This window comes from Nocardioides sp. NPDC127514 (genome assembly GCF_040302125.1).
GTDB lineage: Bacteria > Actinomycetota > Actinomycetes > Propionibacteriales > Nocardioidaceae > Nocardioides.
The window spans coordinates 83,004-101,254 of the sequence record NZ_JBEORF010000020.1 but is presented as its reverse complement, the minus strand read 5'-3'; the positions used below and the strand labels follow the sequence as shown (position 1 = coordinate 101,254).

Annotated in this window: 14 protein-coding genes; 6 read left to right on the top strand and 8 right to left on the bottom strand. The window is 70.1% G+C overall.

The genetic code is table 11. The features are described 5' to 3' along the window. Positions 1-91: 91 nt before the first annotated feature. Genes ABTX24_RS17165 through ABTX24_RS17155 form a run of 3 tightly spaced genes read left to right on the top strand, consistent with a single transcriptional unit; the run spans position 92 to position 4,172 of the window. The gene (locus ABTX24_RS17165) at positions 92-1,606 is read left to right on the top strand and encodes an ABC transporter ATP-binding protein (RefSeq protein ID WP_160025225.1); all 1,515 of its coding nucleotides are present in this window, start codon (positions 92-94) and stop codon (positions 1,604-1,606) included. Next, the gene (locus ABTX24_RS17160) at positions 1,603-2,883 is read left to right on the top strand and encodes an ABC transporter permease (RefSeq protein WP_350841195.1); all 1,281 of its coding nucleotides are present in this window, start codon (positions 1,603-1,605) and stop codon (positions 2,881-2,883) included. The genes ABTX24_RS17165 and ABTX24_RS17160 overlap by 4 nt, the downstream gene beginning before the upstream one ends. Before the next feature lie 5 nt (positions 2,884-2,888). Continuing rightward, entirely contained in the window at positions 2,889-4,172 is a 1,284-nt protein-coding gene (locus tag ABTX24_RS17155; RefSeq protein ID WP_201451128.1) for an ABC transporter permease, read from the top strand. A gap of 7 nt (positions 4,173-4,179) precedes the next feature. On the opposite strand, the gene ABTX24_RS17150 is transcribed toward ABTX24_RS17155, so the two are convergent. From ABTX24_RS17150 to ABTX24_RS17130, 5 genes are read right to left on the bottom strand one after another with little or no spacing between them, the layout of a single operon-like run. Beyond that, positions 4,180-5,364, bottom strand: a complete 1,185-nt coding sequence (locus ABTX24_RS17150) for an amidohydrolase (protein WP_350841193.1) — start codon at positions 5,362-5,364, stop codon at positions 4,180-4,182. A gap of 12 nt (positions 5,365-5,376) precedes the next feature. Next, a complete protein-coding gene (gene meaB, locus ABTX24_RS17145; protein ID WP_502890849.1) occupies positions 5,377-6,375 on the bottom strand; it encodes a methylmalonyl Co-A mutase-associated GTPase MeaB in 999 nt (332 codons plus the stop codon). A 12-nt stretch (positions 6,376-6,387) separates the two neighbouring features. Continuing rightward, a complete protein-coding gene (locus tag ABTX24_RS17140; protein WP_350841189.1) occupies positions 6,388-8,073 on the bottom strand; it encodes a serine/threonine protein kinase in 1,686 nt (561 codons plus the stop codon). Positions 8,074-8,133: 60 nt separating this feature from the next. Further along, positions 8,134-10,311, bottom strand: coding sequence for a methylmalonyl-CoA mutase (scpA, locus tag ABTX24_RS17135; RefSeq protein ID WP_350841187.1), 2,178 nt, complete (start codon positions 10,309-10,311; stop codon positions 8,134-8,136). After that, a complete protein-coding gene (locus ABTX24_RS17130; RefSeq protein ID WP_350841185.1) occupies positions 10,308-12,083 on the bottom strand; it encodes a methylmalonyl-CoA mutase family protein in 1,776 nt (591 codons plus the stop codon). Before ABTX24_RS17130 ends, scpA begins: the two co-directional genes overlap by 4 nt. An 89-nt stretch (positions 12,084-12,172) precedes the next feature. Between ABTX24_RS17130 and ABTX24_RS17125 the strand changes: the two genes are divergently transcribed. Beyond that, entirely contained in the window at positions 12,173-12,616 is a 444-nt protein-coding gene (locus tag ABTX24_RS17125) for a hypothetical protein (RefSeq protein WP_350841183.1), read from the top strand. Here the strand turns inward: ABTX24_RS17125 and ABTX24_RS17120 are convergent. From ABTX24_RS17120 to ABTX24_RS17110, 3 genes are all read right to left on the bottom strand, one after another. Next, the gene (locus tag ABTX24_RS17120; RefSeq protein ID WP_350841181.1) at positions 12,613-12,951 is read right to left on the bottom strand and encodes a DUF1707 SHOCT-like domain-containing protein; all 339 of its coding nucleotides are present in this window, start codon (positions 12,949-12,951) and stop codon (positions 12,613-12,615) included. The genes ABTX24_RS17125 and ABTX24_RS17120 overlap by 4 nt on opposite strands. Continuing rightward, positions 12,948-14,492, bottom strand: a complete 1,545-nt coding sequence (locus tag ABTX24_RS17115; protein ID WP_350841180.1) for a sulfatase-like hydrolase/transferase — start codon at positions 14,490-14,492, stop codon at positions 12,948-12,950. Before ABTX24_RS17115 ends, ABTX24_RS17120 begins: the two co-directional genes overlap by 4 nt. Before the next feature lie 128 nt (positions 14,493-14,620). Continuing rightward, positions 14,621-16,204, bottom strand: coding sequence for a sulfatase-like hydrolase/transferase (locus ABTX24_RS17110; protein WP_350841178.1), 1,584 nt, complete (start codon positions 16,202-16,204; stop codon positions 14,621-14,623). Positions 16,205-16,308: 104 nt separating this feature from the next. Here ABTX24_RS17110 and ABTX24_RS17105 point away from each other — a divergent pair, with 104 nt between their 5' ends. Together ABTX24_RS17105 and ABTX24_RS17100 are read left to right on the top strand one after the other, a co-directional pair. Beyond that, positions 16,309-17,412: a glycosyltransferase gene (locus ABTX24_RS17105; RefSeq protein ID WP_350841176.1), complete on the top strand. Its 1,104-nt coding sequence runs from the start codon at positions 16,309-16,311 to the stop codon at positions 17,410-17,412. A 107-nt stretch (positions 17,413-17,519) separates the two neighbouring features. Beyond that, the gene (locus tag ABTX24_RS17100) at positions 17,520-18,239 is read left to right on the top strand and encodes a succinate dehydrogenase cytochrome b subunit (protein WP_350841174.1); all 720 of its coding nucleotides are present in this window, start codon (positions 17,520-17,522) and stop codon (positions 18,237-18,239) included. The last annotated feature ends 12 nt before the right edge of the window (positions 18,240-18,251 follow it).

Genomic DNA, 18,251 nt, shown 5'->3' with positions numbered 1-18,251 from the left:
GCGACCACCACGACGAGGGGGCCGGACACACCCGGCCCCCTCACCACGTACTTCCGGAATTTCTCCACCCCTGCAAGGAATGATCCGTGCCATGAGACTCGCGCTTCGCGACATCACCAAGCGCTTCGGCTCCCTGGTCGCCAACGACCACATCTCCCTGACCGTCGAGCCGGGTGAGATCCACTGCCTGCTCGGTGAGAACGGCGCGGGCAAGTCCACGCTGATGAACGTCCTCTACGGCCTCTACCAGGCCGACGAGGGCGAGATCGTCATCGACGACGTGCCGCAGCGCTTCAAGGGTCCCGGCGATGCGATGGCCGCCGGCATCGGCATGGTGCACCAGCACTTCATGCTCATCCCCGTCTTCACCGTCGCCGAGAACGTCATGCTCGGCCACGAGGCCACCGGCTTCGCCGGCAGTCTCGACCTCGACGCCGCCCGCAAGCGCGTCCGGGAGATCTCCGAGCGCTTCGGCTTCCAGGTGGACCCCGACGCGCTCGTCGAGGATCTCCCCGTCGGCGTGCAGCAGCGGGTCGAGATCATCAAGGCTCTCTCGCGTGACGCCGAGGTGCTCGTCTTCGACGAGCCGACCGCTGTGCTGACGCCCCAGGAGACCGACGAGCTGATGGCGATCATGCGCCAGCTCAAGGAGTCGGGCACGGGCATCGTGTTCATCACCCACAAGCTGCGCGAGGTGCGCGAGGTGGCCGACCGGATCACGGTCATCCGCCGCGGCGCCGTGGTCGGCGAGGCCTCCCCGGAGGCCTCCAACGCCGAGCTCGCGGCCCTGATGGTGGGGCGACCGGTCGAGCTCAAGGTGCACAAGGACCCGGCACAGCCGGGCGAGCGCGCGCTCGTCGTCTCCGACCTCACCGTCGCCGACGAGGACGGTCGTGTCCACGTCGACTCGATCAGCTTCCACATCGACGTCGGTGAGATCCTCGCCGTCGCCGGGGTCCAGGGCAACGGCCAGACCGAGCTCACCGAGGCCATGGTCGGCCTGGCTCCGCACGTCGAGGGCTCGATCATGCTCGACGGCCGCGAGATCGTGGGCCGCTCGGTGCGCAAGGCGCTCGAGGCCGGGATCGGGTTCATCCCCGAGGACCGCCAGGTCGACGGCCTCGTCAGCAACTTCACCATCGCCGAGAACCTCATGCTCAACCGCAGCTACGACGAGCCCTTCGTCTCGCGCGGCTCGCTGAACCTGAAGAAGCTCGACACCTTCGCCAAGGAGAAGCTGGCCGAGTACGACGTACGCGCCCCCGGGGTCTCGACCCTGGCCGGGCAGCTGTCGGGCGGCAACCAGCAGAAGGTCGTCGTCGCCCGTGAACTCTCCCGTGACCTGCGACTTCTCGTCGCGGCACAGCCGACGCGCGGCGTCGATGTCGGGTCGATCGAGTTCATCCACCAGCAGATCGTGGCCGCGCGCGACTCCGGTGTCCCGGTGCTCGTGGTCTCCACCGAGCTCGACGAGATCGCCGCTCTCGCCGACCGGATCATGGTCCTCTACCGCGGGCGGGTCGTGGGCATCGTCCCCGCCGACACCTCCCGCGACACCCTCGGCCTGATGATGGCCGGCGAGTCTCCTGAAGGGAGCGAGTCGTGAGTGAGAAGGGGCCGGAGAACCAGCCGGCCGAGCCGACAGAGCCCACCAAGCCGACTGAGTCGACCGAGCCGGTTGAGCCGGTGAAGGCGTCCGCCGACACCGACCGGGTGCCCGAGGCGAGCCGTTGGCACGTGGCGATGCGCGAGATCACCACGGGCAACGCGCTGGTCGCGGTGCTCTCGGTGGTGCTAGCGATGTTCTTCGGGTCGCTGATGATCCTCTTCACCGACGAGGACGTCCGCTACGGGCTCTCCTACTTCTTCGCCCGCCCTTCCGACACGTTCTTCTATGCGTGGGAGGCCATCTCGGGGGCGTACGTCTCGCTGTGGCGGGGCTCGGTCTACAACGATCTGGGCGGCACGTTCGCCCAGCAGATCAAGCCGATCACCGAGACGATGAAGTTCGCCGCGCCGCTGACGCTGGCCGGGCTCGGCATCGGCCTGACCTTCCGCGCCGGGCTCTTCAACATCGGCGGTCGCGGGCAGATGCTGCTCGGTGGCGCCGCGGCCGCGTTCGTGGCGGTCAGGTTCGACCTGCCGATGATCGTGCACCTGCCGCTGGCCATCCTCGTCGGAGCACTGGCTGCCGCCCTGTGGGGCGGGATCGCCGGCCTCCTCAAGGCGCTCACCGGCGCCCACGAGGTGATCGTGACGATCATGCTGAACTACATCGGCTACTACCTGGTCTTCTACGCCCTGACCCGCAAGTCGCTGCTCCAGGCGCCCGGGTCGGGCAACCCGAAGTCGTCGCCGATGCCGGAGTCGGCGATCCTGCCCGACCTGCTCGGGCCGCAGTTCAACCTGCACGCCGGGTTCTTGCTCGCAGTGCTGGCGACGTTCCTGGTCTGGTGGATCCTCAACCGCTCCTCGCTCGGCTACCGGTTCCGTGCGGTCGGCGAGAACCCCTCGGCCGCGAAGGCTGCGGGCATCAACGTCGGGGTCGCCTACCTGAGCGCGTTCCTGATCTCCGGCGCGCTGGTCGGCCTGGCCGGTGTGAACCAGGTGCTCGGCTCGGTGACCGACGGCGCGACCAGCGGTCTCGACGCCGGGATCGGCTTCGACGCGATCACCGTCGCGCTGCTGGGCCGGTCGCGGCCGTTCGGCATCCTGGCCGCCGGGGTCCTGTTCGGCGCGTTCAAGTCCGGCGGCTTCTTCATGCAGGCCTCCGAAGGCATCCCGGTCGACATCGTGCTGGTCATCCAGTCCCTGATCGTGCTCTTCCTCGCCGCGCCACCTCTGGTGAAGGCGATCTTCCGACTCCCCACGAAGGAGGCCTGAGGACCGTGTCCACTGTCGATCTTCCGGTCAACTCCGACGAACCAGTCGTCGCCGAGCGCATCCCGGGCCTGTGGAAGACGCCCATCGTCATGGCCGTGTTCACCGTGCTGGTGGCGCTGCTCGTCATCGTGGCGCCGCGCACCGGTGACTCCACCTTCCGGTGGAGCCGCGACGGTGACTGGTTCGCCATCCCCGACATCACGCTGCCTGCCAACGGCGTCGTGTGGACGGCCGTGGTGCTGTGCCTGCTGTGCACGGCGTACGCCGCCTGGAACGCTCGCGCCGGCCGCAAGACTCCCCTGGTGCTGGTCGCGGCGTTCGCCGTGATCGCCGTGTCCGGGTTCCTGGCCTGGGCGGTCGCGGGCAAGACGCTGCCCGTGGTCGGCCTGCTCGCCGGCGCGCTGGCGCTGGCGGTGCCGCTGGTGTTCGGTGCGCTCGGCGGCGTACTCGGTGAGCGGGCGGGCGTCGTCAACATCGCCATCGACGGCCAGCTGCTCTTCGGCGCATTCGGCGCCGCGATCGTCGCCTCCCTCACCGGCAGTCCGTGGGCCGGCCTGGTGTCGGCGATGGTCGCGGGGATGCTGGTCGCGCTGCTCCTGGGCCTGTTCGCGATCACCTACTGGGTCGAGCAGGTCATCGTCGGTGTCGTCCTCAACGTGCTCGTGATCGGCTTCACCAGCTTCATGTTCTCCCAGGTCCTCTCGGAGAACGCGGGGGCACTGAACAACCCGCCGCACTTCCCGCGCCTGGAGATCCCGCTGCTGTCCGGCATCCCGGTGGTCGGCCCGATCTTCTTCCGCCAGACGGTGCTGGTCTACATCATGTACGCCGCCGTCTTCCTCGTCGCCTGGGCCCTCTACCGGTCCAAGTGGGGCCTGCGCGTGCGCGCGGTCGGCGAGCACCCGAAGGCGGCCGACACCGTCGGCATCAACGTGATCGCGACCCGCTACCGCACCATCGTGCTGGCCGGCGCGATCGCGGGCATCGGAGGGGCGACGTACACGCTCGTCTCGGTGCCGTCCTTCGGACGCGAGATGACCGGCGGCGCGGGCTACATCGCGCTGGCGGCGGTGATCTTCGGCAAGTGGGATCCGATCAAGGCGACGCTGGCGGCGCTGCTCTTCGGCTTCGCCTCCAACGTCGAGTCCGTGCTCTCGGTGATCGGCTCTCCGGTGCCGTCGCAGTTCATGCTGATGCTGCCGTACGTCGTGACGATCTTCGCCGTCGCCGGTCTCGTCGGACACTCGCGCGCCCCCGCCGCCGACGGCATCCCGTACCGAAAGGGGTAGCCCCGAGCTAGACCAGCGCGCGGTGGGCGGCGGCGGCCAGAACCTTGGCGCCGACGCCCACCGCGCGTTCGTCGATGCGCAGATCGCCCTGGTGGAGGTCGTAGGTGGGGCCGCCGGGGGTGCGTACGCCGAGCCGGAACATCGAGCCGGCGACCTGCTCCTGGTACCAGCCGAAGTCCTCGCCACCGAGGCTCTGCGCGGAGACGACGGCACCCCGCTCCCCCAGAACCTCGCGGACGCTCTCGACGAGGATCTGGTGGGACTCCTCGTCGTTGCTCACCGGAGGGACACCGCGGGTGTAGTCGACGGCGGCGGTCACGCCGTAGGGGGCGATGATCTCGGCGACGACCTCGCGCACGACGTGCTCGACCTCGCTCCAGGCGTCGCTGTCGAGGATCCGCACGGTGCCTCCGACGGAACCGTGGGCGGGGATCACGTTGTGGATCTGGCCGGCGGTGACCTTGCCCCAGACCACGCTCACGCCGGCCCGGGGGTCCATGCGCCGGCTCAGGATCACCGGCAGCTCGGTGGTCACCTTGGCGAGCGCGAAGACCAGGTCGCCGGTCAGGTGCGGACGCGAGGTGTGACCGCCGGTGCCGCTGAGGTGTACGTCGATCAGGTCGGCCGCGCTGGTCAGCGCGCCGGAGCGGATCCCGACGCGCCCGACGTCCACGGTCGGGTCGCAGTGCAGCGCGAAGATCCGCTCCACGTCGTCGAGCGCGCCCAGGCTCATCAGGTGCAGCGCCCCGCCCGGCATGACCTCCTCGGCGGGCTGGAACAGCAGGCGTACGCCACCGGGCAGCGGTGACTCGCGATGCAGGTCGGCCAGCGCGAGGCCGGCGCCGAGCAGGGCCGTGGTGTGGACGTCGTGGCCGCAGGCGTGCGCGACCCCGGGAACGGTGCTCGTCCAGATGTCGGTGGTGACGTCGTCGACGGGCAGGGCGTCCATGTCGCCGCGCAGCGCGACGATCCTCGACTCCTTGCCCCCACCGCCCAGGTCGGCGATCAGACCGGTCGCGGACGGCCGGTCGACCTGCCAGCCCGCCTTCTCCAGTCGTTCGGCGACCAGCTCGGTGGTGCGATGCTCTTGCCAGGAGAGCTCCGGGTGCGCGTGGATGTCCCGGCGCAGGTCGATCAGCTCGGCGTCGTAGGCATCGACTCGCTCGGCGAGGAAGGCAGCAGGCTCCAGCATGGTCCTGTCAGACTAATCCTTGTCGTAGGCGGCGAGGATCCTGTCCGCGGCGACGGTCGCCGGCAGCTCGCCCGAAAGCACCTCGGCACGCACCTCGTCGCGGATCGCCTTGACGCCCGCGGAGTGCTTGAGCCGCTGGTCGAGCTCGTCGCGGACGAGCGCCCAGGTGAAGTCGAGCTGCTGCTCGGCGCGTTTGGTGCGCAGCCCGTCCTCGCCGAGGTGGGCGCGGTGGGCCATCACCTGCTCCCAGACCGAGTCGACCCCGTCGTCGTGGAGCGCCGAGGCGGTGACCACCGGTGGCGCCCACTCCTCGCGGGAGCGCACCAGTCGGAGCGCGCCGGCGAGCTCGCGGGCCGCCGCGCGTGCCTCCTGGGCGCGGTGGGGGTCGTCGGGGTCGGCCTTGTTGACCGCGATCACGTCGGAGATCTCCAGGATGCCCTTCTTGATCCCCTGCAGCTGGTCACCGGTGCGCGCGATGGTGAGGAACAGGAACGTGTCCACCATCCCCGCCACGGTCACCTCGGACTGCCCGACGCCGACGGTCTCGACCAGCACCACGTCGTAGCCGGCCGCCTCGAGCACCGCCATCGCCTGCACGGTCGCCCGCGCGACCCCGCCGAGCGTCCCGGCCGATGGGGAGGGCCGGATGAACGCGTTGGGGTCCACGGAGAGCCGCTGCATGCGGGTCTTGTCGCCCAGGACGGAGCCTCCGGTGCGTACCGAGGACGGGTCGACGGCCAGCACTCCCACCTTGAGGCCGTTGGCGGTCAGCCGGCTGCCGAGCGCCTCGATGAAGGTCGACTTGCCGACCCCGGGAACGCCGGAGATCCCGACGCGCACCGCGTCGCCGGCCGGAAGCTTGGTGAGCAGCTCGCGCGCGATGTCGCGGTGCTGGGGCTTGGTCGACTCCACCAAGGTGATCGCCCGTGACACCGCCGCCCGCTTGCCGTCGCTGATGCCGTCGAGAAGGTCTTGTACGTCGGGCCCTGGCATGGCCAGCACCTTAGCCAATCGCGAACCCGGTCAGCGAGCGCGCCGCAGGACGTCGCGCACGACGCCCGGCAGCTGACCCGAACGTACGTCGTCCAGCGGCACCCACGAGACACCCATCTGCGCCGCGTACCAGGCCGCCGCGGCGGCGATGATCGCCAGGCCGACGACGGCGACGACCCAGCGCTGTGACGGCGAGGACGCGGCGCGGGCGACCGGTCCGACGGTGTCACGGACCCGTTGCGAGGCGAGCCAGGCCGCGGACATGAAGACCATCGCGGCGACGTAGAGCACCGCGGTCAGCGGCAGCCCGAACGCCAGGCAGCCGACCGCGACGGCGGCCGCGATCACGCCCGTCAGCGCGGTCAACGCCACCGTGCCGGGGACGGCGCGCACCAGGTCCCACGGTGAGCGCACGAGCGCCCAGAGGCCGTCGTACCACTTCCGGCCGCGCGCCTCGCGACGCTTCGAGAGATGGTCGGCAGCCAGCGAGACCGCCCGCAGCAGCCAGACTCCGAGGCCGAGCAGGGTGGCGCCCAGGAACGGGTACGCAGCCACGACCCCGGCGAGGATCGCGGCGAGCGCGACCAGGATCAGGAAGTGCATCGGCCCCGGCCAACGCTTGAGGTTGACGTGCTTGCTGGGTGGGCTCCAGCCGGGCTCGGGCGACGGAGCCGGTGGCGGAGCCTGCGGGTCGAACCGGCGCACCACGACCGGCTCGGCCGGCGCGTCGGCCACGGTCACCGCCGTCGGCGGCACCTCCTCCACCTCCGTCACGGCATCGCCGGCGGCGTCCGGGTCCACCAGCGTCGGCTTCAGCCCGGCGTCCACCGGTGCGGCGGCCAGCGGCATCGTCACCGGCAGCACCTTGGTGACCGCTTCGGCCCCCGACCACGGCACCTCCGGCTCCATCAGCCACTCCCGCAGCTCCTCCAGGCCCGGCCGGTCCGCGGGATCCGTCGCCAGCGCCGCCGTCAGGACGTCCCGCATCGACCCCTCGATGCCGTCGAGGTCGTGCTGGCCGCGGCGTACGCGATCCAGGACGGCCATCGACGGACCGGTCCCGAACGGCGGCCGGCCCAGCAGCGCATAGGCCGTGGTGGCGGCCCAGGAGTGCACGTCGCTGGCCGGCGAGGAGGGTGTCCCCTCCAGGGTCTCCGGCGCCAGGTATCCCGGGGTGCCGACCAGCCATCCGGTGAGGGTGATCTTGGGGTCGTCGGCGACCCGGGCGAGCCCGAAGTCGATGAGCACCGGCGTACGCCCCTCCATCACCACGTTGGACGGCTTCACGTCACGGTGCAGCACGCCGGCGTCGTGGCAGGCGGCGACGCCGCCGGCCAGGCAGCGCGCCAGCCAGAACCGGTCCTCGCCGACGACGGGTCCGTCGTCCTTGATCCGGTCGTGCAGCGTCGGCCCCGGCACGTAGCGGGTCGCGACGTAGGGAAGGTCCGCGTAGGGGTCGGCGTCGACGATCTCGGCGATCCACGGGCTGCGCACCTGCCGCAGCGACCGCACCTCGCGCTCCAGACGGGCGCGGGTCTCCTCGTCCCCCACGACATGGGTACGCAGCACCTTCAGCGCCACCCGCTCGCCGGTCTCCTCGTGGCGGGCCAGGTGGACGACACCCATGCCGCCCTCACCGAGCTTGCTGAGGATCTCGTAGGCGCCGACCCTCATCAGCCCGTCCCCGGATGCCCGCCCGGGGCGTAGGTCCGTCACAGCTCTGAGGCTAGACGAGCCCGACGCCCCCGGCGAGGACATACTCGGAGCTACCGCTGGTCAGTGGTCGAGCTGCTCCCGCAGACGACCGAGCAGGTCGATGGCGGAGTCGGCGATGACGGTGCCGGGCAGGAAGACCGCGGCGGCGCCCATCTGCTCGAGCGTGGCCACGTCGTCGGGCGGGATGACCCCGCCGATGACGATCATGATGTCCGGGCGCCCCTGCTCCTCCAGCGCCGCCTTCAGCGCGGGGAGCAGCGCGAGGTGACCGGCAGCCAGCGACGAGACCCCGACGATGTGTACGTCGGCGTCGACCGCCTGCTGCGCGACCTCCTCGGGGGTGGAGAACAGCGGGCCTACGTCGACGTCGAAGCCGAGGTCGGCGAAGGCCGAGACCACGACCTTCTGGCCACGGTCGTGGCCGTCCTGGCCCATCTTCGCGACCAGGATCCGCGGGCGGCGACCCTCGGCCTCCTCGAACTCCTTGGTCGCCTCCAGCACCTTGGTGACCTTCGAGTCACCCGACGTCGTCGCCTCGTCCCGATACACACCGGAGATGGTACGGATGACGGCCTGGTGCCGTCCCCAGGCCTTCTCCATCGCGTCGGAGATCTCCCCGACGGTCGCCTTCGCCCGGGCCGCGTCGACGGCCAGCTTGAGCAGGTTGCCGTCCAGGTTGCCGGTGCCGCTGGGCTTGCTCGTCGAGCCGGCCGCGTTGGTGATGGCCTCCAGGGCCCGGCGTACGTCCTCGTCGTCGCGCTCCGCGCGCAGCCGCTCGAGCTTGGCGAGCTGCTGCTTGTAGACCTGGTCGTTGTCGACCTTGAGCACGTCGAGCGGGTCCTCGGAGGGGAGCCGGAAGGTGTTGACGCCGATCAGCTTCTGGGCACCGGAGTCGAGGCGCGCCTGGGTGCGGGCGGCCGCCTCCTCGATGCGCATCTTCGGGATGCCCTGCTCGATCGCCTTGGCCATACCGCCGGCCGCCTCGGCCTCCTGGATGTGTGCCCAGGCGCGCTCGGCGAGGTCGTGCGTCAGACGCTCGACGTAGTAGGAGCCGCCCCACGGGTCGATGATCTCGGTCGTGCCGGACTCCTGCTGCAGCAGCAGCTGGGTGTTGCGGGCGATGCGGGCCGAGAAGTCGGTCGGCAGCGCGATCGCCTCGTCCAGCGCGTTCGTGTGCAGCGACTGGGTGTGGCCCTGGGTCGCGGCCATCGCCTCGATCGCGGTGCGGCCGACGTTGTTGAAGACGTCCTGGGCGGTCAGCGACCAGCCGGAGGTCTGCGAGTGGGTCCGCAGCGAGAGCGACTTGGGGTTGGACGGGTCGAACTGCGAGACCAGACGCGACCACAGCGCGCGGGCCGCGCGCATCTTGGCCACCTCCATGAAGAAGTTCATCCCGATCGCCCAGAAGAAGCTGAGCCGCGGCGCGAACGCGTCGACATCGAGGCCCGCGGCCAGACCGGTCCGCAGGTATTCGACGCCGTCGGCCAGCGTGTAGGCGAGCTCGAGATCGGCCGTCGCCCCGGCCTCCTGCATGTGGTAGCCGGAGATCGAGATCGAGTTGAACCGGGGCATCTTCGCGGCCGTGTAGGAGAAGATGTCGCCGATGATCCGCATCGACGCCGCCGGCGGGTAGATGTAGGTGTTGCGGACCATGAACTCCTTGAGGATGTCGTTCTGGATGGTCCCGGCCAGCTTCTCGGGCGGGACACCCTGCTCCTCAGCGGCCACGATGTAGAGCGCCAGCACCGGCAGCACCGCGCCGTTCATGGTCATCGAGACCGACATCTGGTCCAGCGGGATGCCGTCGAACAGCGTCCTGGTGTCGTAGATGGAGTCGATCGCGACGCCCGCCATGCCGACGTCACCGCGCACCCGCGGGTGGTCGGAGTCGTAGCCACGGTGGGTGGCCAGGTCGAAGGCGACGGAGAGGCCCTTCTGACCGGCCGCCAGGTTGCGGCGGTAGAACGCGTTGGACTCCTCCGCGGTCGAGAACCCGGCGTACTGCCGGATCGTCCACGGCTGGGTCGTGTACATCGTCGGGTAGGGCCCGCGCAGGAACGGGCTCAGCCCCGGGAAGGTGTCGAGCGCGTCGAGACCCTCGAGATCCGCAGGCCCGTACGCCGGCTGGATCTCGATGCCCTCAGGGCTCAGCCAGCCCTCACCCGAGGGAGCGTCGGCGGGGTACGGCGGGGTCTCGCCCTTCAGCGGAAGGCCCTTGAAGGAGCTGGGGATGGTCATGCGAGCTTCTCCCTCGTAGCGGTCAGGAAGGCGAGCGCGTCGACGCCCATCGAGGCGGCGTCGTCCACCTCGGCGTCGACGGCGTCGGGCTTCCCGGCGATGATCACGTGTGTGGCACCGGCCTCGCGGAGGGCCGCGATCGCGGCTGCGCCCCACTCGGCGTACGTCTTGTCCGAACCGGCCAGGCAGACGACGGGCGGCGCGCCGGCAGCGCGGTACTTCCCGGCGATGTCCTCGGCGTCGCTGGTCGCGCCCGCGACCTCGACGCCGATGCCACCGGCGGCGAGGAGGTTGGTGGCGAACGTCGCCCGGGCGGTGTGCTGGGCGACGGTGCCGAGGGTGGCGAGGAAGACCTTGGTGGTCGCGGGAGCGTCGCGCAGGGCCTCGAAGGAGGCGCCGTAGCGCACGACGCGCTCGTTGAGCGGGTCGACCGGCCGCTCCGGGAGCGTCTCGGCGAGGTTGGGGAACTCGGTGAGCCCGGTGATCGGGCGCCTGCGCCGAGCGATCGCCTTCTCCCGCTCGGCGGAGACCGCGGCGATCCGGTCGCGGAAGGGCGAGAAGTCGCGTCCCTGCTCCCACTCCTCCTCGATGTGGATGAACGCCTCCCAGCCGGCCGCGGCCATGTCGGCGGTCAGCTGCTCGACGGCGAAGGAGCCACCGGCGGGGTCGGCGACGGCCGCGACGTGGGACTCGTCGATCAACAGGTGGGACACGTTGCGGGCGATCCGTCGCCCGAACCCGTCCGGCACGCCGTTGGCGGAGTCGAACGGCAGCACGGTCACCGCGTCCGCGCCGCCGACACCGGCGGCGAAGGCCGCGACGGTGCCGCGCAGCATGTTCACGTAGGGGTCGTACTTCGACAGCATCGGACGCGAGCTCACCGCGTGGATGCGCATCTCCACGCCCTCGGCCCCGGAGAGCTCGAGGACGCGCGCCCACAGCTGACGGGCGGCCCGCAGCTTGGCGATCGTCGGGAACTGCTCGTCGGTGGCCGCGAACCGGAACTCGATGAGGCTCGCCGCCACGGCGGGCGAGAACCCGGCCTCGGTCAGCGCACGCAGGTAGGCGACGCCGACCGCGATCGACCAGCCGAGCTCCTGCACGTCGGACGCGCCGAGATCGTGCGCAGCCGTGGCGTCGACGACGATCGCGCGCACCCCGATCCCCTGGGCGAGACGGGCGAGGTCGACCAGCTCGGCGAACGCCTCGTCGGGCGCCAGCGGCAGGTCGCGCAGCAGCGCGCCCATCGGGTCGGCACCCAGGTTGGTCGCGGCGTGCAGGCCGGTGCCGCGCTCGGCGATCAGCGCGAGCAGGTTCTGGGCGACCTTGACCGCACCGATCGGCGCGTCGAGCACGATCGGCGCCAGGTCGAGGAGCACCTTGTCGAGGAGCACGGCGAGGTCGGTGGTCTCGTCGGCGGCCACCCACAGCGAGGAGACCCCGCCGTCCAGGTCGACCAGCGCGGCCTCGTTGGCCGCCTTGGCGTCCAGGCCGGAGAGACCGGAGACGAGCGAGCGGATGTCCCAGGCGCCGGCGCGCGAAGGACGGGCCGCGTCGGCGAGGGTCCCTCCCGGCAGGCCGAGCGGGGCGATCCGGAGTCCGTCGAGGGAGGTGCGGGTCAGCTTGTCCCAGACGAGCGAGTCGGCGTCGTCGGCGGTCAGCCGACCGCTCTTACGGAGGACGGCAGCAGTCGCCGCCTCCCACTCTGCCTGGGAATGGGCATCCGCCGGCTGGGCAAGGCGCAACGAGTCGTCGCGAGCGGCGTCGTTCATGGATCGAACCTTAGGCCGATGAAGTGGCGGTGACCACAAAGTGTGAGGTTTACAACCGCTAACTGAGACACGCCGTTAGGTTGAGCGCCGTGAAGGTACGCACTCCCGGCGGACAGGTCTATCGGATCACCCGACGTTGGGTCCCCTGGCAGCGGAAGTCGCGCCGCCTGAGTCTCGACGCATTGGAGATCCCTCTCGGCGCCCCTTCCGGCGACGACCCGATCAGCGCGATCCTCATGGTGCTCTGGCTCGTCATCGCGCTGCCGATCCTCGTCGTGGTCGTCGCGGTCATGCTGCTCACCGGCATCGAGCTCCTCCTCCTGCTCGCGATCCTCCCCTTCGCCGTCGGCGCCCGGGTCGTCTTCGGCCGCCACTGGACCGTCGAGGTGCGCCGCGCCTTCACCCCCATCCACGAGGAGCGCGCCGGCAGCTGGACCGCCAGCGGCGTACGCATCACCGAGCTGGCGCGGGAGATCGAGTCGGGCCGCGTCCCCGCGGACACCCTGGCCAAGCATTCGGCCAAGCAGTCCTAGTCGCGCCACAGGCGCAGCAGCGGTAGGCCGGTGTAGACGAGCACCCACACCGGCCAGAAGAACCCCCTGCCGACGAGGTGCCAGACCAGGACGGCGATCGCGCCGCAGATCAGGAAGACCAGCAGATCGCGTACGAGCCGAGGGCCCGCCTCACCAGGCGGAGCGGGCTCCTCGCCCAGGTCGTCGACGACCGCGGCGAGCTCGGCGGACCGGACGGCACCCCACACCGCCTCGGCACGCGACTCCAGTTCACGCGCGTCGATCCTCCCCGCGGCGTACGCCTCGACGAGCCGCGCCCGCGCGGCCTCGCGCTCCAGGTCACCGACCCTCGTCACAGCGCCCCCAGATCGAGTGCCCGGCCGGCTGTGTACAGGTCCTTCGGGCAGGTCGAGGCGGCGCACTCGTCGTAGCGAGAAGCCAGCCTGGCGAGCGCCGTCACGGTCTCCGCGAGGGCCGGGGCCGCGGCGAGATTGTGCTGCTCATAGGGGTCCGAGGAGCGGTCGTAGACCTCGACCTGGCCGGTGTGCAGGCGGGCGTAGGTCCAGGGGCCGACCCGGACGCCGGACCACAGCTGCCTGCTCCCGTCGGTCACCCGCCAGCCGCTGATCGGGATCGCGCGGACCTGCTCGGGCGCGCTCAGCCACGGCATGATGTCGATCCCGTCCGGCGCCCGAGGTGGCTGCGCCCCGGCCGCGGCCAGCAGGGTCGCGGCGAGATCGGGGTTGGTGACCGGGGTCCGTACCGTCCGGCCACGCGGCACCCCCGGGCCACTCATCAGCACCGGGATCCGCAGCGACTCGTCGTAGTGCCACAGCTTGCCGTTGAGGTTGTGGTAGCCGTTCGAGAAGCCGTTGTCGGACGTGAACACGACCAGCGTCCGCTTCAGCTCACCGCTCTTCTTCAGCCCGCCCAGAAGCGAGGCGATGTTGCGATCCAGGCTGCGGATCGCCTCGAGGCGGCGCTGATAGGCGATCCGGAGGGCGTCCTTCTTCCGCGGGTTGACCTTCCCGCGCCCGGGCGAGCCCTTCGCGTAGCCGGAGGTGTCCTCGGGAAAGAGGTTCGGCCGCGCCGGGATCTGGACGTTGTCGTAGAACCCGCGGTCCTGGGCGTCGGGCACGGTCACCGACAGCGCGGCGTCGGTACCCGGGTAGATCTTCTTCGGATCGTCCGGCCCCGAGGGCCCGCCGTGGTGCGGCGCCACGTAGTTGACCCAGGTGAACCAGGGCTTCCCGCTCGCGCGCTCGGCCGCGATCCCGGCCTTCGCATGCTCGGTGATGACCGTCGAGGAGTAGCCGTTGGACTTGATGATCTCGCCGTTGACGTTGAACTTCGGCGAGCGGAAGTTGTACGTCGACGGGTCGACGGTCGCGCGCCACTGGTCCCAGCCGGGCGGCACGTCGCCGCGGGTCGCACCCTCCCCGTAGCCGTTGAGGTACTTCCCGGCCAGGATCGTCGAGTAGCCCGCGTCCTGCAGCGACGTCGCGACCGTCGAGGAGTCGTCGAAGGCCTGATACCCGCCGTACGGCCCCTCGATCGTGCGAGCGCCGTGGTTGTGGGCGTACTGCCCGGTCAGCAGCGAGGCCCGCGCCGGCACGCAGATCGGCGTCGGCGCGATCCCGTCGGAGAAGGAGACGCCGGTCCGCTCGACCAGCTTCCGCACTCGCGGCAGGTAGTCCATGTCCAGGGCGGAGAGGTCGTCGACCGTGACCATCAGCAGGTTCGGCCTCTCCGCGGGCCGCTCCAGAGCAGGCGTACGCGTCGGGCCGGCCGCCACGGCGGCCGGCTCGTGCACTAGGCCGGTCACCGCGAGGGCGCTCATCGCCGCCGTCGCCACAGCAGCGCGCTTGCGACGCGTGAACAGGTTGACGACCGGCATGACCACACACTCCTAGAGTAATAAGAGTTACTTACTCTAGTTTAATCGAGGCGGGTAGTCCGGTAGCGAACTGCCTATTACTGGCCGGTAAATGGGCAGTTCGCTACCGGACTACCCGATTCGCAGCCTCAGAGACCGTCGAGGTCGAGCGGGCGGTCGGCGGCGTACATCTTCTTGGGACAACTGTCGCCGGCGCAGTCGCGGTACTTGTCGGTCAGGTCGGCCAGCTGCGAGACCGTCGTGGCGTGAGCCGGGTCGTCGGCGAGGTTCTTCATCTCGTACGGATCGTTGGTGCGGTCGTAGAGCTCGACCTCACCGGTCGTCAGCTCGACGTAGGTCCACCGCCCCACGCGCACCCCGGACCAGAGCCGCGAGGTGCCATCGGAGGTCGGCCACGCCTCGATCGGTACGACACGAGTCTGCTCGGGCGCACGCAGCCACGGCAGGATGTCGATGCCGTCGGGCTCGTGCGGATCGCCGGCCCCGGCCGCCGCGAGCAGCGTCGTGGCGATGTCCGGGTTGGTCAGCGTGGTCCCGACCTCGCGCCCCTTCGGTACGCCGGGACCGCTCATCAGCACAGGGATCCGCAGCGACTCCTCGTAGTACCAGAGCTTGCCGTTGAAGTTGTGGTAGCCGCTCGAGAAGCCGTTGTCGGAGGTGAAGACGACCAGGGTGCGCGCCAGGTCGCCGCTCTTCCTCAGCCCACCGAGGAGGGAGGCGATGTTGCGGTCCAGGCTGCGCGCCGACTCGATCCGCCGCTGATAGGAGAGCCGGTAGGCGTCCTTCTCGATCTGCGAGGGGTTCTTCCGCGACGGCGACCCCTTCGGGAACTTCTTGCGCGCCTCCGGGAACAGGTTGGGCTGCTGCGGGATCGGCTCGTCGGCGTACTTGTCCCGATCCTGCTTGTCCGGCACCGGTACGCCGATCGCACCCTTGGTGCCCGGGAAACGCTGCTTGGGGTCACCCTTCTCCGTCGGCCCGCCGATGTGCGGGGCCACGTAGTTGACCCACTGGAACCACGGCTTCTCCGCTGCCCCGGCCTTCTTCTTGCCATCCTTCTGCACAGCCGTCAGTGCTGCTCTCGCCTGCTGGGTGATGACGGTGGTCGAGTAGCCCTTGGGCTTCACCAGACGCCCGTTGACGTTGAACTTCGCGCCCAGGTAGTTGTACGTCGAGGGGTCGACGGTCGCGCGCCACTCGTCCCAGCCCGGAGGCAGGTCGCGCTCGGTCCCCGCGTCGCCGTACTCGTTGAGGTACTTCCCGGTGAACACCGTCGAGTAGCCCGCCTCCTGCAACGAGGTGGCCAGGGTCGCGGAGTCGTCGAAGGAGGGATAGCCACCCTCGGGACCGTGGATGGTGTGGGCACCGTGGTTGTGGGCGTACTGCCCCGACAGCAGCGAGGCGCGGGCCGGCACGCAGATCGGCGTCGGCGCGACCGCGTCGGTGAAGGTGACGCCGCTGTCCCCCACGAGCTTCTTCACGCTCGGCAGGTAGTCCATGTCGAGGGCGGAGAGGTCATCGACCGTGATCATCAGCAGGTTGGGCTTCTCGACCGGCATCTCGAAGGCCGGCGTCGAGGTCGAGGGCTGCTCGGAGACGCGCTCGCCCGACGGCTGCTGGGTCGGCGCCTGACCACAGCCCGACATCCCTACGAACCCAGCAACCGCGAGTGCTGCTGCCGAAAGCGTCCAGACCCGTCTGGATACCGCCACTGATTGTCCTCATCACGCTGGTCGTCTACTGGTCGTGCCGATGGTTCATCCCAGGTCAACGCACACGTCGCGCTCTCGCCATCCCCGGCCAGGACGCTGGTCCCATGAAGATGGCGCTGGTCACCGAGAGCTTCTTTCCTACCATCGATGGTGTCACAACCACGGTGAAGGCCATCGCCGACCGCATGATCGAGTCGGGCCACGAGGTGCGGTTCATCGCGCCCGGCCCCGGCCTCTCGGTCTACCGCAACAGCCGGGTCGTCCGCGTCTCGCCGATCGCCAAGACCGGCCGTCAGGTACGCAACGCCCTGGAGTCGTTCGAGCCGGACGTCGTGGTCACCTTCGACCCGGGCCGCCTGGGCCGCAAGGCTCTGTCGTCGCCGACGGCGGCCGCCGCGACCACGCTGGTCGTCCAGCAGTCCCCGCTCTCGCCCAAGGCGGCGCTCGCCTGGAGCACCTCGATCGCCGCGTACGCCGATGAGATCTTTGTCACAAGCGAGTACCTGCGCCGCACGCTCGCGGCGATCGACGTCGCCGCCGAGGTGTGGGAGCCGGGGGTCGACACGGCCGCCTTCTCGCCCAGTCTGCGCGACGACTGGCTCCACCGCCGGTGGTCCAAGGCGAAGTCCCGACCCACACCGCTGGTCGTGGTCGGCTACGCGGGCAACCTCGCCAAGAGCCATGGCGTACGCCGCCTCGCCGAGCTCACCGTGGTGCCGGGGATCCGCCTCGTCATCATCGGCGACGGACCCCAGCGCGGATGGCTCAAGCAGAGGGTCCCGCAGGCGAAGCTGACCGGTCCGCTGGGCACCGGCGACCTGGCCATCGCACTGGCGTCGCTCGACGTTCTCGTCCACCCCGGCGAGGAGGAGGGATGCGGCCACATCCTGCGTGAGGCCGCGGCCAGCGCCCTCCCGGTGGTCGCCCCGCGCGCCGGCGCGGCGGCCGAGATCGTCCAGCACATGGAGACCGGATTGCTCTACAACCCGGCCCGCGCCCGCGAGCTCGCCGACGCGGTCGCCTCGGTGGTCTCCGACCCCCGGCGGCGCCTGCTCGGCGACCGCGGCCGGGAGCTGGTCGCGACGCGTCCGTGGACCGATGCCGTCGACGAGCTGCTGGCCCGCCTGGTGGCACTGAGCGAGGTCCGGTCCTCACAATCTCACGCCATCGCCACGGAGAATGCACACCCTGCTGTTAGGCTTGCCTAACCCATTCCCAAGATACTCGTCAGTAACCCCACCCGCCCACGCAGCGACGAAAATGTCACATACTCCCTGCGTACAAGTTCGGGTATGAGGGTAGTAGCGTGCGTGCCGTGGCAACCACGACTCTGATCAAAGGCGCGCGGTCGACGCGCTCGACGATCGCCCTGAAGCTCCTTATGGCGGCCAGCGGCATCGTCTTCATCCTCTTTGTGCTGGCGCACATGTACGGCAACCTCAAAGCCTTCAGCGGCGAGATGGCCTACAACGAGTACGCCGAGCACCTGCGTACGTTCGGGGAGCCGATGCTGCCGTACGGCGGGCTCCTCTGGATCCTGCGGGTAGTGCTCCTGGGCTCACTGATCGCGCACGTCGCTTCGGCGGTGGCGCTCTCCATCCGTGCCCACGCGCAGCGCCCGGTGAAGTACGCGGTGAAGAAGAACAAGGCTTCGTCGCTCTCCTCGCGCACCATGCGCTGGGGCGGCGTGGCCCTGCTCCTCTTCGTCGTCTGGCACCTGCTCCAGTTCACCATCGTGAAGATCAACGTGGGCACTGGCGGGCAGGCCCCTGAGGTCACCGAGAACCCCTACCGGCTGCTGATCGCCGCGTTCCAGCCGGAGCAGTGGTGGATGGTCATCATCTACCTGCTCGCGATGCTCGCGCTCGCGTTCCACCTGCACCACGGCACCTTCAGCGCCATCCAGACGCTCGGGTTCACCAACACCGCTGAGTCGCGTGCCAGGGCCCGCGTCGCCGGCTGGGTCGTCGCGATCGTGGTCGCCGGCGGCTTCTCGCTGGTCCCCCTGTTCACCGTCTTCGGCGTCATCTCGTAAGGACATCTGACA